Genomic DNA, 13,988 nt, shown 5'->3' with positions numbered 1-13,988 from the left:
GCGAAGCGCGCGAGGAGGTTCCCACGGGAATTCATGGGATCAGTGTGCGTTCCGTGTAGCTGCTTCGAATCATTCGTGACGAGATCGCCCGCTGAATCAGGGATTTCTGCGGGACTCTCGTTGTTTGAGGCCATGGCAACGCCTGCGTGGGGCTGAAATTCTCGAGGCCCGCGGTCCCGTATGGGAATGACCCGCTTCGGCTGGATCTATCTATATATGGTGCCCACTTGCTGGCTGCGGCCGACATGTCGTCCTTCCGGGCAAGTTTTTCCTCCGATTTCCTCATGGCCAGCTCCCGCCATTGTCGATTTTCCTGCGAGAGGCCCAAAAATTCCTGTTGATTCCCATAAATTCCCGTGTCATCCCTTTCTTACCGGTAGGACGGGATCAAGACTTCGGGGCGGCAAGACCCCAAACGGCAAAAGTCAGGTTTCATACAGGCGCCCGCCTTACCGAACCAAGAGATCCGGCGCTGTGACGAGCAGACATCCCCCCAGGTGGTCACCAGCCGGACACCCAGAGATGGGACGAGGGCGGCGGATCGGGCAGTGGCAGCAGCCCGATCCGCCGTTGTCTTTCCGGGGCCCCGCTCCGGCAAGAGGGACAGGTAAAGGAGCGCGGGCCGTTGGCACGCAGGTTCAGAGGGTCGGAGACGTTCAAGGTGGACGCGAAGGGTCGCGTATCCATCCCCGCCCCCTTCCGCCGCGTGATCGAAGCCTCTGACCCTGATTGGCGCGAGGGCTTGCGCCCCAATATCGTGATCGTTTACGGCGACGCCCGGCAGGATTGGCTGGAAGTCTATACGATGCGCGCCACCCATGAGATCGACGAGCAGATCGAAGACATGCAGCGCGGCTCGGCCGAACGGCTGATGCTGGAAGAACGCATGTATGGCCAGTCGATCGAAACCAATATCGACGACGACGGCCGCCTCGTCCTGCCGCAGAAGCTGCGCGAAAAGATCGGGCTTTCGTCCGAGGCCTTCTTCATCTCGGCCGGCGACTATTTCAAGATCTGGAAGCCCGAGACCTATGAAGAGCGCGCGGGCGCCCGCTCGCGGCGGCTGGCCGACCAATATCCTGACGATTTCGACCCGCGCAGCCTTCTGCCGCCGAGGACGAGGGGATGAAGATGCCGCTGCCACGGCCTGAGACCCCGCCAGATGCCCCCCATGTTCCGGTCCTTCTGAAGCCGCTTCTCGAAGCGGTTTCACCCGTTTCCGGGGTCTGGGTCGATGGCACGTTCGGGGCCGGCGGCTATACCCGCGGCCTTCTGGCTGCGGGGGCGGGCAAGGTCATAGCCATCGACCGCGATCCCCTGACTTTCCGCATGGCGCGAGACTGGGCAGGGGGCTACGGCGACCGGCTGGCTCTGACCGAAGGCACCTTTTCCGATCTAGATCTGTTGGCGGGCGAGCCCGTTGACGGCGTCGTCCTCGATCTTGGCGTTTCTTCCATGCAGATCGACGAGGCGGAGCGTGGCTTTTCCTTCCAGAAGGACGGCCCCCTGGATATGCGCATGGGCGATGTCGGGCCGACAGCCGGCGACCTGGTGAACGAGGCCTCGGAGGCCGAACTTGCCGATATTCTCTTCCACTATGGCGAGGAGCGTGCCTCGCGCCGCATCGCCCGCGCCATCGTCGCGGCGCGTCCCTTCACCACGACCCTGCAGCTTGCGAAGGTCGTGGAAAGCTGCCTGCCGCGCCCAAAGCCCGGGCAAAGCCATCCGGCGACCCGCACCTTCCAGGCGCTTCGTATTGCGGTGAACGATGAATTCGGCCAGTTGGAACAGGGCCTTGCCGCTGCCGAACGGGCACTGAAACCCGGCGGGCGGCTCGCGGTTGTGACCTTCCATTCGCTCGAAGACCGCGTGGTGAAGCGCTTCTTCCAGATGCGTTCGGGCGCCGAGGGGCAGGGCAGCCGCCATGCGCCCGCGCGCGCCGAGGCGCGCCCGGCCTTCACGATGATCACCCGCAAGGCTGTTGGGCCTGACGATAGCGAACTGGCCGCGAACCCCCGGTCGCGTTCGGCCAAGCTGCGCGTAGGGCAAAGGACTGACGCGCCCGCCGGACGGGCCGATGCAGCGAGCCTGGCGCTGCCGCGCCTGCCGCAAAAGAAGAAAGGACGCTGAGCCATGCGCGGCTTCATCCTCACGCTCTTCGCGATCTCGCTCATTGCGCTCGGCTTCTGGGCCTATCGCGAAAACTACCGGACCCAGGCGGAACTGGCCGAGGTGCGTAGCCTGCAGGTCGAGATCGGCGAGTTGAAGGAAAGCCTGTCTGTCCTGAACGCCGAATGGGCCTATCTGAACCGGCCCGACCGGCTTCGCGCGCTGGCGGATCTGAATTTCGAACGGCTCGGCCTTCTGCCGCTTGCGCCGGAGCAGTTCGGCGATGTTGCCCAGATCAGCTATCCGGCGACAGACATGCCGTCGCTCGAACCGATAACCGACCCGATCTCCACCGTCGCCGCGCTGGAACAGACCCAATGATCCGCACCCCCCTTCGCCCCCTTGCCCGCATCCTCTCGGCCCGAGCCAAAGGCGAGAACCCGGATGCGATCGAACGCGAGAACCTGCGCCTGCGCCATGAAGAGATGCGCGACCGGTCGCGGCTGAAGGCCGAAGGGCGGCTGCTGCTCCTCGGTCTTGCGTTCGTCGCAGGCTTTGGCTTGGTCGGCCTAAGGATGGGTGTTCTGGCCGCCTCCGCCCCCGAAGAGCCGAAAAGCGGTCAGGCGGGACCGGCGATCGTCGCGCAGCGCGCCGATATCACCGACCGCGAGGGGCGTATCCTAGCGACGAACCTTGTCACCCACGCGCTTTATGCCCAGCCGAAGCTGATGGTCGATCCTGCGGGCGCCGCCGAAAAGCTCGCGCTGATCTTCCCCGACCTCGATGCCGAGAAGCTGACGAAGGATTTCACCGGCGCGAAGAAATTCCTCTGGATCAAGAAGCGCATCTCGCCCGAACAGATGCAGCTTGTGCACGAGATCGGCGATCCGGGGCTTCTGTTCGGGCCGCGCGAAATGCGGCTCTATCCAAATGGTGCGTTAGCTTCCCATATCCTCGGCGGCTCCTCCTTCGGGCGCGAGGGCGTCGCATCGGCCGAGGTCATCGGCACGGCAGGGGTCGAGAAGACCTTCGACGGCTGGCTGCGCGATCCCGCTAACGGCGGTGCGCCCCTGCAGCTCTCGATCGACCTTTCCGTGCAGGCGACGGTCGAGGAAGTGCTCGACGGCGGCATGAAGCTGATGAATGCCAAGGGCGCGGCGGCGGTCCTTATGGATGTGAAGACCGGCGAGGTTATTGCCATGGCCTCGCTTCCCGACTTCGATCCCAATACACGGCCTGCGCCCCTGACCAAGGGACAGGCCGGCGACAGCCCGCTCTTCAACCGCGCGGTACAGGGCGTCTACGAGTTGGGCTCTACCTTCAAGATCTTCGCGGTGGCACAGGCGCTCGACCTCGGCGTCGTCAATCCGATGACGATGGTCGATACAAAAAGCCCGATGTTCTGGGGCAAATACAAGATTCGCGATTTTCACAATTACGGTGCCCAGAACACGGTGACCGATGTTGTGGTGAAATCGTCAAACGTCGGCACCGCTCATATCATCGGCATGGTCGGGGCCGAGAAACAGCAAAGCTTCTTGAAATCGCTGGGTTTCTTCGAGCCGACCGAAGTGGAGCTGGTCGAGGCACCGACCGGCAAGCCACTGATCCCGAAGAAATGGTCCGAGATTTCGATGCTGACCATTTCCTATGGCCATGGCCTGTCGGCGAGCCCGCTGCACCTGGCCGCTGCCTATGCCTCGATCGTCAATGGTGGCACCCGGGTGCGTCCGACGATCCTGAAGACCGACAAAGTGCAGGAAGGCGAGCGGGTGATCAGCGAAAAGACGTCAGAAACGGCGCGGTCGCTTCTGAGGCAGGTGGTGGTGCGCGGCACCGCGTCCTTCGGGGAGGTGCCGGGTTATGCGGTCGGCGGCAAGACCGGCACCGCCGACAAGCCGAAGCCCACGGGTGGCTATTATGACGACAAGGTCATCACCACCTTTGCCTCGACCTTCCCGGCCTATGATCCAAAATATGTGCTGATCGTCACCCTCGACGAACCGGTCGAAAGTTCGGGTGACGAGCCGCGCCGCACGGCGGGCTGGACCTCGGTCCCGGTCGCGGCCGAGGTGATACGCCGCGTCGCGCCGCTTCTGGGTCTCAGGCCAGAGGTTGAACCCGGGCTGGAGGCAGGTGTAACACGCGTCAGTTCGAACTGACGGGCGCGGGGATAGCATGGCGGCGACGAAATCACTGGCGGATCTGGGGCTGAGGGCCCGTGACGGTCGTGAAGCGCGGATCACCGGGCTGACCGCCGACAGCCGCCAGGTGAAACCGGGCTTTCTGTTCTCCGCCCTGCCGGGGTCCAAGGTCCATGGCGGGGAGTTCATCCAATATGCGCTGAGGATGGAGGCGGGCGCGATCCTGACCGACCGTGAGGGGGCAGAGATCGGGAAGGCGGACCTCGCCGGATCGCAGTCTGCGCTGGTGGTGGCCGAAGAACCGCGTCAGGCGCTGGCCTATGCAGCGGCTCTCTGGTTCGGACGTCAGCCTGAGACAGTCGTCGCGGTCACCGGCACGTCTGGAAAGACCTCGGTCGCGACCTTCACGCGGCAGATCTGGCAGGCGCTGGGCCTTAAGGCCGCGAACCTCGGCACGATGGGTATCCTCGGTGATTTCCACGGCAAGCTCGCCCATACCACGCCCGAGCCGATCACGCTTCATTCGGTGCTGTCCGAGATGGCGGCGGCAGGAATTGACCATGCGGCGATGGAGGCGTCGTCGCACGGGCTAGACCAGTACCGGCTGGACGGGGTGCGGCTGAAGGCGGCGGCCTTCACCAATTTCAGTCAGGATCACCTCGACTATCACGCTGATTTCGATGAATATTTTGCCGCGAAAGCCGGGCTCTTCGCCCGTGTTCTTCCCGAAGAGGGCACGGCGGTCATCAACATCGACGATGCGCGCGGGGCCGAAATGGCGGCCATCGCGCGCGGACGCGGGCAACGACTGGTGACCATCGGCCATGCGCCGAGCGCGGACATTCAGATCGGAGCGCAGCGGTTCGATGCGACGGGGCAGGACCTGCGCTTCGTCTGGAACGGCAAGCCCTTCCTCGTGCGCCTGCCGCTGATCGGCGGCTTCCAGGCCGAGAACGTGCTGGCCGCCGCCGCGCTGGTCGCGGCCTCGGGCCCCCATTCGCTGGACGAAATCGCCCGTACCCTGCCGGGCCTGACCACGGTGCGCGGCCGGATGGAACTGGCGGCGACGCGGACGAACGGCGCAACCGTCTTCGTCGATTATTCGCACAAGCCCGGCGCGCTTGCCTCCGCCCTGCAGTCTTTGCGTCCCCATGTGATGGGCCGCATCATCTGCGTCTTCGGCGCCGGCGGCGACCGCGACCGGCTGAAGCGGCCGCTGATGGGCGAGGCGGCGGCGAGATATGCCGATGTGGTGATCGTCACCGACGACAATCCCCGCAGCGAAGACCCCGCCGCGATCCGCGCCGAGGTGATGAAGGGCTGTCCCGAGGCGACCGAAGTCGGCGACCGGGCCGAGGCGATCCTGCGTGGCGTCGATGCTCTGCAGCCCGGTGACGCACTGCTGATCGCGGGCAAGGGGCATGAAACCGGCCAGATCATCGGCACAGACATCTATCCGTTCGACGACGCCGAACAGGCCAGCGTCGCGGTCGCGGCCCTTGACGGGGTGATCTGATGGCCCCGCTCTGGACATCGGACGATGCGGCGCGCGCGACGAAAGGTCGGGCAACACGCCCCTTCGAAGCAAACGGCGTCTCCATCGACAGCCGGACCATCGCGCCGGGCGATCTCTTCGTTGCCCTGAAGGATGTACGCGACGGACATGACTTCGTGCGCGTGGCGCTGGACCGCGGTGCGGCGGCGGCGCTCGTGTCGCGCATTCCCGAGGGCTGTTCTGAAGCCGATCCGCTGCTGATCGTGCCGGATGTTCTTAAGGGCCTTGAGGCGCTTGGCCGGGCGGGGCGCGCGCGGGCTTCGGCAAAGGTGGTTGCGGTGACCGGGTCGGTCGGCAAGACCTCGACCAAGGAAATGCTGCGCACGGTCCTTGCCGCGCGCGGGGCCGTCCATGCGGCGGAAGCCTCCTACAACAACCATTGGGGCGTGCCGCTGACGCTCGCGCGCATGGCGCCCGACGCCGCTTTCGCGGTGATCGAGGTCGGCATGAACCACCCCGGCGAGATCGCTCCGCTGGCGCGGCTTGCCCGGCCGCATGTGGCGATGATCACCACCATCGGCACCGCGCATCTCGAAGCCTTCGGCGCCGTCGAGGGGATCGCCCGCGAAAAGGCCTCCATCGTCGAGGGGCTGGAGCCGGGCCGCATTCTGGTGATGCCGGGCGATCTGCCGACCTCGCCCATCCTTGCCGACGCGGCCCGCGCCGTCGGCGCTGCGACTGTGACTTTCGGGGCAGGCCCGGGTGACGACTGGCAGCTTGGCACCGTGACGCTGGCGCAGGACACGACCGTGGTGCAGGCACGGCATGACGGCCAGCCCATTCTCTTCAAGGTCCGCACGGCGGGGCGGCATTTCGCCAAGAACGCGCTCGGCGTCCTCGCGACCGCCCATGCGCTCGGCCTCGACCCGGCGATTGCCGCCTGTGACCTCGGCCTCTGGGCGCCGCCCGCGGGCCGGGGTGAGCGGCAGCGCATTTCGCTTGACCCTGTCGAGCCGGGTTTCACCTATGACCTGATCGATGATGCCTACAACGCCAACCCCGACAGCCTGTCGGCGGCGCTCGACGTGATCGCCGCCGCCCGCCCGCAGGACGGAATCGGACGCCATGCCGCAGGCCGCCGGATCGCCATCCTCGGCGACATGCTGGAGCTTGGATCGGACGAACGCGCGCTGCACGAGGCCGTCGCGCGCCATCCTGCGGTCGAAAGCCTCGCCTTCGTCCATTGCGTCGGCCCGCGCATGCGATGGCTGTGGGAAGCGTTGCCGCGCGAGAAACGTGGCGACTGGGTGGAAAAGGCCGAGGAGCTTGCCGCCCGCGCCCACCAACTGGCCGATGCGGGCGACGTCATTCTGGTCAAGGGCTCGAAAGGCTCGAAGGTCAGCCTCGTGGTTGACGCGCTGAAGAAACTGGGGCATCCGGTCGCGCCCGAATGAAATCCGGGCGCGGAACGAAAGAAGAAACGGGCCAAAGGCCCAGCCGAAGGGACGAGTAGATGCTGTACTGGCTGACCGCATTGTCGGACGGGGGGGATGTGTTCAACCTCTTCCGCTACATCACCTTCCGCGCGGGTGGCGCCTTCTTCACCGCGCTGGTCTTCGGCTTCCTCTTCGGCCAGCCCTTGATCAATTTCCTGCGGCGGAAGCAGAAGAAGGGCCAGCCGATCCGTGACGACGGCCCGCAATCGCACCTGTCGAAAGCCGGTACGCCCACAATGGGCGGCCTTCTGATCCTGTCGGCGCTTATCTTCTCGACCCTCCTTTGGGCGCGGCCTGACAGCCCTTATGTCTGGATCGTGCTGATGGTGACGGCGGCCTTCGGCCTTCTTGGCTTTGCTGACGATTATGCCAAGGTCACCAAACAATCGACCAAAGGATCGTCTGCGCGCATCCGTCTGCTGATCGGCTTCCTGATCGCGGCGGCGGCGGGCTATGCCGCGGCACTGCTGCATCCCGAAGCCTTGTCCATGAAGCTGGCCCTTCCGGTCTTCAAGGACACGCTGATCAACCTTTCCTTCATCTTCGTTCCCTTCGCCATGCTGGTCATCGTGGGTGCCGCGAATGCGGTCAATTTCACCGACGGGTTGGACGGGCTCGCGGTGATGCCGGTGATGATCGCGGCGGGCACCTTCGGGATCATTGCCTATTTCGTCGGCAACGTGAATTTCGCTGACTATCTCGGCCTGCATTTCGTGCCGGGCACCGGTGAACTGGTAATCTTCTGCGCCGCCCTGATCGGCGGGGGCCTCGGGTTCCTGTGGTACAACGCTCCCCCCGCCGCTGTCTTCATGGGTGACACCGGCTCGCTCGCGCTCGGCGGCGCCTTGGGCGCCATCGCGGTGGTGACGAAGCACGAGATTGTGCTCGCCATCGTCGGCGGGCTTTTCGTGGTCGAGACGCTGTCGGTCATCATCCAGGTCGCCTATTTCAAACGCACCGGAAAGCGGGTGTTCCTGATGGCGCCGATCCACCACCATTTCGAAAAGAAGGGCTGGTCAGAGCCGCAGATCGTGATCCGCTTCTGGATCATCTCGCTCATTCTCGCGCTTGTCGGCCTTGCGACACTCAAACTGAGATAGGGCGATGGGCCTCGGCGGTGTCGGTCACCTGAGAGTCCTGAACCCCGAACCGGGCCTCTACGCCTATTACGACGGCCGCGTGCCGGGCTACCGGTTCATGGCGGCGCCGAACTGGGTGGATGAGGGCGCGATCTCGCTCGGCACCGCCTCCTATGCGCTCGTCGCGGGCGCCGAGGCGCTTGTCTATGACACCCATGTCTCGCTTGCCCATGCGGGGGCGATCCGCGCGCATTTGGAGGGGCTAGGCGTCCGGCACTTCACGGTCATCTACAGTCACTGGCATCTCGATCATGTCGCAGGGACTGCCGCCTTTGACGGTGCGCCGGTCATCGCCAATCACTTGACGCTCAGTCATCTGACGGCGCGTCGCGACGCGATCGAGGCCGCGACCTATCACGGTGCGCCCGCCATCAACCCGCTCATCCTGCCGACCGAAACATTCGACAACCGTATGGCCTTCGATTTCGGCGGCGAGCGGGTGGAACTGATCGCTGCCAACATCCATTCCGACGATGCGGCGCTTCTGTGGCTGCCTGATCGCGGCACGCTTCTGGCCGGAGATACGGTCGAGGATACGGTGACCTATGTCGGCGCGCCTGAGGATTTCGCGATCCACCTCCGCGATCTGGATCGGATCGGCGCCCTCGGCGCCCGCCACATCTATCCCAATCACGGCGCGCCGGAGCGGATCGCGACGGAGGGGTATGGCGGCGACCTTCTTGCCGCGACCGCGCGCTATGTGTCGTGGCTTCAGTCGCTCGCGCAGCACCCCTATCAGGGCGCACGCGACCTTGCCGAGGTGGTGAAGCAGGATCTCAACGCCGGAACACTGATCTATTGGCCGGAGTATGAGGCCGTCCACCGTCAGAATGTCGAACAGTCGCTCGCTCATTTCGCGGGCAAGGGCTGATCAAGGCGGCGGGCGGCGCCCCGGCCAGTCGGTCGCGCGGTGATAGGCCTGGCCGATCGACAGGATCTTCGCGTCGGCCCCGGTCGGCCCGATGAGTTGCATGCCCATCGGCAGGCCGTTCGCGCCGAAGCCCACGGGCAGGCAGAGCGACGGCAGGCCGATCAGCGACACCGGCACCACCACCTCCATCCAGCGGTGATAGGTGTCCATGGTGCGGCCAGAGACCTCCTTTGGCCACCGCCAATCGGCCGGGAAAGGCCAGACCTGTGCCGCAGGCATGATCAACGCGTCATAGTCGCCGAACAGTTTCGCGGCGCGGGCATACCAGCGCGACCGGATGGTTGAGGCCTCGTAGATGGCAGCGGCGGTAAGTGACTGGCCCTGCTCGATCTCCCACAGCGTCTCGGGCTTGATCTGCGCGCGCTTCGCAGGATCGGCATACAGGGCCTTCATCGAACCCGAGTTCAGCATGGCGCGGAGTGTGATCCAGGCCTGCCAGAGCCGCTCGGCGGGGTAGGGCGGCGCGACGGGTTCGACGATGGCGCCCATCCCCTCGAACACTTGCGCGCCCTCAAGGCACTGGTCAAGGATGCCCGCCTCCATCGGATAGGCCCCGCCCCAGTCCCCGAGCCAGCCGATGCGCAGCCCTTTCACGTTGCGGTCCAGCCGGTCGGCGAAAATTTCGCTCGTGCGCCCGAACGGTGCCTCGGGGTTCGGGCCGCAGAGCGTTTCCAGAAGCCGCGCAAGGTCTTCGATCGTGCGCGCCATCGGGCCTTCGGTCGAGAGCGTGTGCAGGTAAGTATCGCCCTCGGCATCCTGCGGCACGAGGCCCCAGGTCGGGCGGAAGCCGTAGACGTTGCAGAAGGCCGCCGGGTTGCGCAGGGACCCCATCATGTCCGACCCGTCGGCCACGGCGAGGAGGCGCGCGGCAAGTGCCGCTGCCGCGCCGCCCGAGGAGCCGCCCGCGCCGCGCGTCCGGTCATAGGGGTTGAGCGTCGTGCCGTGGACCGGATTGAAGCTGTGCGATCCATGGCCCCATTCCGGCGTGTTGGACTTGCCGATGAAGATCGCCCCCGCCGCCCGCTGCCGCGCGGCCACCAGATCGTCGGCCACCGGCACATGGTCGGCAAAGAGCGGCGAGCCCCAGGTGGTGCGCAAGCCCTTTGTCGCCACCAGATCCTTCGGCGCGGCGGGCACGCCATGCATCCAGCCCTTGGGCTGCGACGCATCGGCCTCGCGCGCCATGGCCATGGCCGCGTCGGGGTCGATGAGCGAGACAAGCGCGTTGATCGCCGGATTCACCTGGCCGATCCGGTCGAGATAGTCCCACATGATCTCCTCTGCCGAGACCTTGCGAGCGCTCAGAAGGCGCATGAGATCGGATGCGGAATGATCGGTCAGCGACATGATACCCCCCATTGCCGACTGGCAGGTTAGGCGCGCAGCCTGGCGATGCAAGCCGCATCTGCAGGCGCGCCTCTTCGGGCACTTCGTTTCTCGTCGGGGGAGGGCGAGGAGTGCCCGAAGGGCTTCGACGAGCCGCTGCTCAGGTCAGGATACGGTTCACATGGCCCATCTTGCGGCCCGGCCGCGCCTCGGCCTTGCCGTAGAGATGGATCGCCGTGTTTTTCTGCCGCGCAAGCTCCGACACCCGCAGCACATCGTCGCCGATCAGGTTCTCCATCTCGACATTCGCATGCCGTGCCCCGTCACCCAGCGGCCAGCCCGCCACGGCACGGATATGCTGCTCGAACTGGTCGACGGCACAGCCATTCTGGGTCCAGTGGCCGGAATTGTGGACACGGGGCGCGATCTCGTTCACCACAAGGCCCCTGTCGGTCACGAAAAGCTCCACCCCCATCACTCCGACATAATCGAGCGCATTGAGGATGCGGGCGGCCAGAAGCACGGCATCGGTCCGTTCCGCCGGGCTGAGCCGCGCGGGGACTGTCGTCGTATGCAGAATGCCGTCGCGATGGACATTCTCGCCCGGGTCGTAGGCCGCGACCTCGCCCGAAAGCGAACGCGCCGCGATCACCGACACCTCACGCGAGAAGGTGACAAACCCTTCCAGAACCGCGGGCGTGCCCTTCATTGCGGCCAGCGCTGCGGGCGCATCGGCGGCGGACAGGATCCGCGCCTGACCCTTGCCGTCATAGCCAAGACGCGTGGTCTTCAGGATCGCGGGCGTGCCGATCCGGGCCATTGCTGCACCAAGGCTCTTGGCATCACTCACCGCCGCATAGGGCGCGGTGGTCAGGCCGATCGAGGTCAGAAAATCCTTCTCTAGAAGCCGGTCCTGACTTGTGGCGAGCGCCCGGCGGTTCGGCCGGATCGGGCGCAGGCTTTCCAGAAGATCGAGCGCCGAGGTCGGAACATTCTCGAACTCGTAGGTGATAACATCGACCGAGGCGGCAAAGGCGCGCAATGCCACCTCGTCCTCATAGGGCGCGGTTGTCACCTTGTGGGCGACATCGGCGGCAGGCGGGTTCGCGGAGGGCTCGTAGACATGGGTCCGGTAGCCGATCCGCGCTGCCGCGACCGACAGCATGCGGCCGAGCTGGCCACCGCCGAGAATGCCGATGACGGAACCGGGGGCGAGCTGTTCACTCATCGGCTGGCTCGTCAGGGATCGAGGCCGAGAGGGCTGCGCGCCAGGCATCGAGGCGCCCGGCCACTGCAGGGTCATGCAGGGCAAGGATGCCAGCCGCCAGAAGGCCCGCGTTCGCCGCACCCGCCGCGCCGATGGCCATCGTGGCAACCGGATAGCCCTTGGGCATCTGGACGATGGAGTAGAGGCTGTCGACACCCGACAAAGCCTTGGTCTGCACCGGTACTCCAATGACCGGCACGCGGGTCTTCGAAGCCATCATGCCGGGCAGATGGGCCGCGCCGCCAGCGCCAGCGATGATCACCTGAAGCCCGCGACCGGCGGCCTGTTTGCCATAATCCCAAAGCCGGTCGGGCGTGCGGTGGGCCGAGACGATCTTGGTCTCATAGACCACGCCGAGTTCGTCGAGGATGGCCGCAGCCTCTCTCATCGTCGGCCAGTCCGACTGAGATCCCATGATGATGCCCACGCTCACGCCCATCGCGACCCCTTTCCGCTTTCGGGGCCGACTAACATGGGGCCGGACGCGGCGCAACGCCGCGTTGACGCGGTGGGCAGGCAGGATAGACCATTCTCCATGACGATACTTGCCTATCTCCTCACCGCAGTCCTTTTGACTATCGCCTGCCTTCATCTGATGTGGGCGATTGGCTGGTGGTTCCCGCTTGGCGACGAAAGACGGCTCGCGCGCGCCGTGGTTGGCGCACGGGGGATTGAGAGGATGCCGGGAGCCATAGCGTGTTCACTGGTGGTCGTGGCGCTTCTGGGCGTCGCGTCTGCAATCTGGTGGCCAGACACGATCGTGCGCACGCTCGCTCTCTGGGTCAGCGGTGCGGTTTTTCTTCTGCGTGGTGTGATCGCCTATATCCCGGCCTTCCGCCGCTTCGGGCCTGAGGAGCCGTTCGCCACCCTCGACAAAAGCTATTACGCGCCGCTCTGCCTCGTGCTCGGGGTCGGCATCTGGGCGCTTGCCACCTGAAGTCAGGCGATGATGTCGGGGGTAAGGATATCCTCGATCCGCGCGATCTGGTCCTTGAGATGCAGCTTCTGCTTCTTCAGCCGCCGGAGCGTGAGCTGATCGGCGCGACCGGCCTGTTCCATCGTATGGATCGCCTCGTCGAGATCGCGGTGTTCCTGCTTCAGGACACCGAGTTTGACGCGCAGAACCTCTTCGCTGTCCATCTCGAACTGGGCATTCATGGTCTTTCCGACTCGCTCTGGCCTCTTTCGCTATCCTATCAGCCCCGCCGCCTGCCTGTGAAGTCTTGGCGCCTCTCGCCCTTGCCGCCCGCGCCGCGCCACCCCATATTGCCCATCAGGTGCGTTGCCGATCCGGGACGCGCCTTTCGCAAGTCGCTTAAGCCGAGGGCCTGCCCGAATGACCAAACTGACCTTTGCCGCCCATCCCTTCCTTCTGGGATTCGATCAGCTCGACCGACTGGTCGAACGCGCTTCCAAGAGCGGCAGCGACGGCTATCCCCCTTTCAATATCGAACAATCGGGCGAGAATGCCTTCCGCATCACGCTGGCGGTCGCGGGCTTTCGCGAGGATGACCTGTCGATCACAGTCGAGGACCGCCAACTGGTGATCCGCGGCCGTCAGGCCGACGACAGCGATGGCCGCGTCTTCCTTCACCGCGGCATCGCCGCGCGCGCCTTCCAAAAGGCTTTCGTGCTGGCCGACGGGGTCGATGTCGCGGGTGCCTCGATGGAAAACGGTCTTCTGCATGTCGACCTGCGCCGGGCCGTGCCGGATACGATCGTGCAGACGATCCGGATCGACAGAAAATAGGAGGCAGGCATGGATGTGAAGTTTGATTTTGGCACGGTCGAAGGCGAGCGCATCGTCTATGTCCGCCCCGTCGCCGTCGCCGATCTGCCCGACGAGGTGCGCGCGCACGCGGGCAATCGTGAAGTGATCTGGGCGGTCCATGATGCCGATGGCGAGCAGCTGGCGCTGGTCGCGGACCGGCGAATGGCCTTCCTTCTAGCGCGCGAGAATGATTGCGCACCGCTCAGCGTACATTGACAGCCCGCGCGAATAAACTTTTGCTCTAGTGGCGGCAACTGCCCCCGGAGGTGGATGGGCCAAGGGCGTAAGTGAGGGCATGTTCCCGAGGCCG

15 protein-coding genes are annotated in these 13,988 nt (G+C 65.2%); 11 read left to right on the top strand and 4 right to left on the bottom strand.

Translation table 11 applies throughout. The annotated features are described in order from the left end of the window. Positions 1 to 625: 625 nt before the first annotated feature. From mraZ to OU426_RS04295, 8 genes are read left to right on the top strand one after another with little or no spacing between them, the layout of a single operon-like run. On the top strand, positions 626 to 1,129 hold the full coding sequence (gene mraZ / locus OU426_RS04330; protein ID WP_267632623.1) for a division/cell wall cluster transcriptional repressor MraZ: 504 nt from the start codon (positions 626 to 628) through the stop codon (positions 1,127 to 1,129). Positions 1,130 to 1,131: 2 nt separating this feature from the next. Beyond that, positions 1,132 to 2,130: a 16S rRNA (cytosine(1402)-N(4))-methyltransferase RsmH gene (gene rsmH, locus OU426_RS04325; protein ID WP_267632621.1), complete on the top strand. Its 999-nt coding sequence runs from the start codon at positions 1,132 to 1,134 to the stop codon at positions 2,128 to 2,130. A gap of 3 nt (positions 2,131 to 2,133) precedes the next feature. Continuing rightward, positions 2,134 to 2,490 carry a cell division protein FtsL gene (gene ftsL, locus OU426_RS04320; RefSeq protein ID WP_267632620.1) on the top strand — a complete coding sequence of 119 codons (357 nt, stop codon included), beginning with the start codon at positions 2,134 to 2,136 and terminating at the stop codon, positions 2,488 to 2,490. Further along, positions 2,487 to 4,271: a peptidoglycan D,D-transpeptidase FtsI family protein gene (locus OU426_RS04315; RefSeq protein ID WP_267632619.1), complete on the top strand. Its 1,785-nt coding sequence runs from the start codon at positions 2,487 to 2,489 to the stop codon at positions 4,269 to 4,271. Before ftsL ends, OU426_RS04315 begins: the two co-directional genes overlap by 4 nt. A 16-nt stretch (positions 4,272 to 4,287) precedes the next feature. Next, positions 4,288 to 5,769 (top strand): UDP-N-acetylmuramoyl-L-alanyl-D-glutamate--2,6-diaminopimelate ligase, encoded by a 1,482-nt coding sequence (locus OU426_RS04310; RefSeq protein ID WP_267632618.1) that lies wholly within the window; start codon positions 4,288 to 4,290, stop codon positions 5,767 to 5,769. Beyond that, positions 5,769 to 7,202, top strand: a complete 1,434-nt coding sequence (locus tag OU426_RS04305; RefSeq protein ID WP_267632617.1) for a UDP-N-acetylmuramoyl-tripeptide--D-alanyl-D-alanine ligase — start codon at positions 5,769 to 5,771, stop codon at positions 7,200 to 7,202. Before OU426_RS04310 ends, OU426_RS04305 begins: the two co-directional genes overlap by 1 nt. A gap of 59 nt (positions 7,203 to 7,261) precedes the next feature. Next, the gene (gene mraY, locus OU426_RS04300) at positions 7,262 to 8,344 is read left to right on the top strand and encodes a phospho-N-acetylmuramoyl-pentapeptide-transferase (RefSeq protein WP_267632615.1); all 1,083 of its coding nucleotides are present in this window, start codon (positions 7,262 to 7,264) and stop codon (positions 8,342 to 8,344) included. Positions 8,345 to 8,348: 4 nt separating this feature from the next. Beyond that, positions 8,349 to 9,254 (top strand): MBL fold metallo-hydrolase, encoded by a 906-nt coding sequence (locus OU426_RS04295; protein ID WP_267632614.1) that lies wholly within the window; start codon positions 8,349 to 8,351, stop codon positions 9,252 to 9,254. Here OU426_RS04295 and OU426_RS04290 read toward each other — a convergent pair whose 3' ends face one another. From OU426_RS04290 to purE, 3 genes are all read right to left on the bottom strand, one after another. Next, a complete protein-coding gene (locus OU426_RS04290; protein ID WP_267632613.1) occupies positions 9,255 to 10,661 on the bottom strand; it encodes an amidase in 1,407 nt (468 codons plus the stop codon). It lies immediately after the preceding gene. A 139-nt stretch (positions 10,662 to 10,800) separates the two neighbouring features. Beyond that, entirely contained in the window at positions 10,801 to 11,868 is a 1,068-nt protein-coding gene (locus OU426_RS04285; RefSeq protein ID WP_267632612.1) for a 5-(carboxyamino)imidazole ribonucleotide synthase, read from the bottom strand. Then, positions 11,861 to 12,346, bottom strand: a complete 486-nt coding sequence (gene purE, locus OU426_RS04280; protein WP_267632611.1) for a 5-(carboxyamino)imidazole ribonucleotide mutase — start codon at positions 12,344 to 12,346, stop codon at positions 11,861 to 11,863. The genes OU426_RS04285 and purE overlap by 8 nt, the downstream gene beginning before the upstream one ends. A 96-nt stretch (positions 12,347 to 12,442) precedes the next feature. On the opposite strand from purE, the gene OU426_RS04275 reads away from it, so the two are divergent. Next, a complete protein-coding gene (locus OU426_RS04275; RefSeq protein ID WP_267632610.1) occupies positions 12,443 to 12,844 on the top strand; it encodes a DUF3995 domain-containing protein in 402 nt (133 codons plus the stop codon). 2 nt (positions 12,845 to 12,846) lie between these two features. Here OU426_RS04275 and OU426_RS04270 read toward each other — a convergent pair whose 3' ends face one another. Beyond that, complete coding sequence (locus OU426_RS04270; RefSeq protein WP_267632608.1) at positions 12,847 to 13,065, bottom strand: YdcH family protein; 219 nt, start codon at positions 13,063 to 13,065, stop codon at positions 12,847 to 12,849. 178 nt (positions 13,066 to 13,243) lie between these two features. Here OU426_RS04270 and OU426_RS04265 point away from each other — a divergent pair, with 178 nt between their 5' ends. Together OU426_RS04265 and OU426_RS04260 are read left to right on the top strand one after the other, a co-directional pair. Continuing rightward, positions 13,244 to 13,657 (top strand): Hsp20 family protein, encoded by a 414-nt coding sequence (locus tag OU426_RS04265; RefSeq protein ID WP_267632606.1) that lies wholly within the window; start codon positions 13,244 to 13,246, stop codon positions 13,655 to 13,657. A 9-nt stretch (positions 13,658 to 13,666) separates the two neighbouring features. Continuing rightward, positions 13,667 to 13,894 (top strand): DUF1150 family protein, encoded by a 228-nt coding sequence (locus OU426_RS04260; RefSeq protein WP_267632605.1) that lies wholly within the window; start codon positions 13,667 to 13,669, stop codon positions 13,892 to 13,894. Positions 13,895 to 13,988 lie beyond the last annotated feature (94 nt).

The sequence above is a fragment of the Frigidibacter sp. RF13 genome (assembly GCF_026626305.1).
GTDB lineage: Bacteria > Pseudomonadota > Alphaproteobacteria > Rhodobacterales > Rhodobacteraceae > TMP-24.
This window is presented reverse-complemented; position numbering and strand designations above follow the sequence as displayed.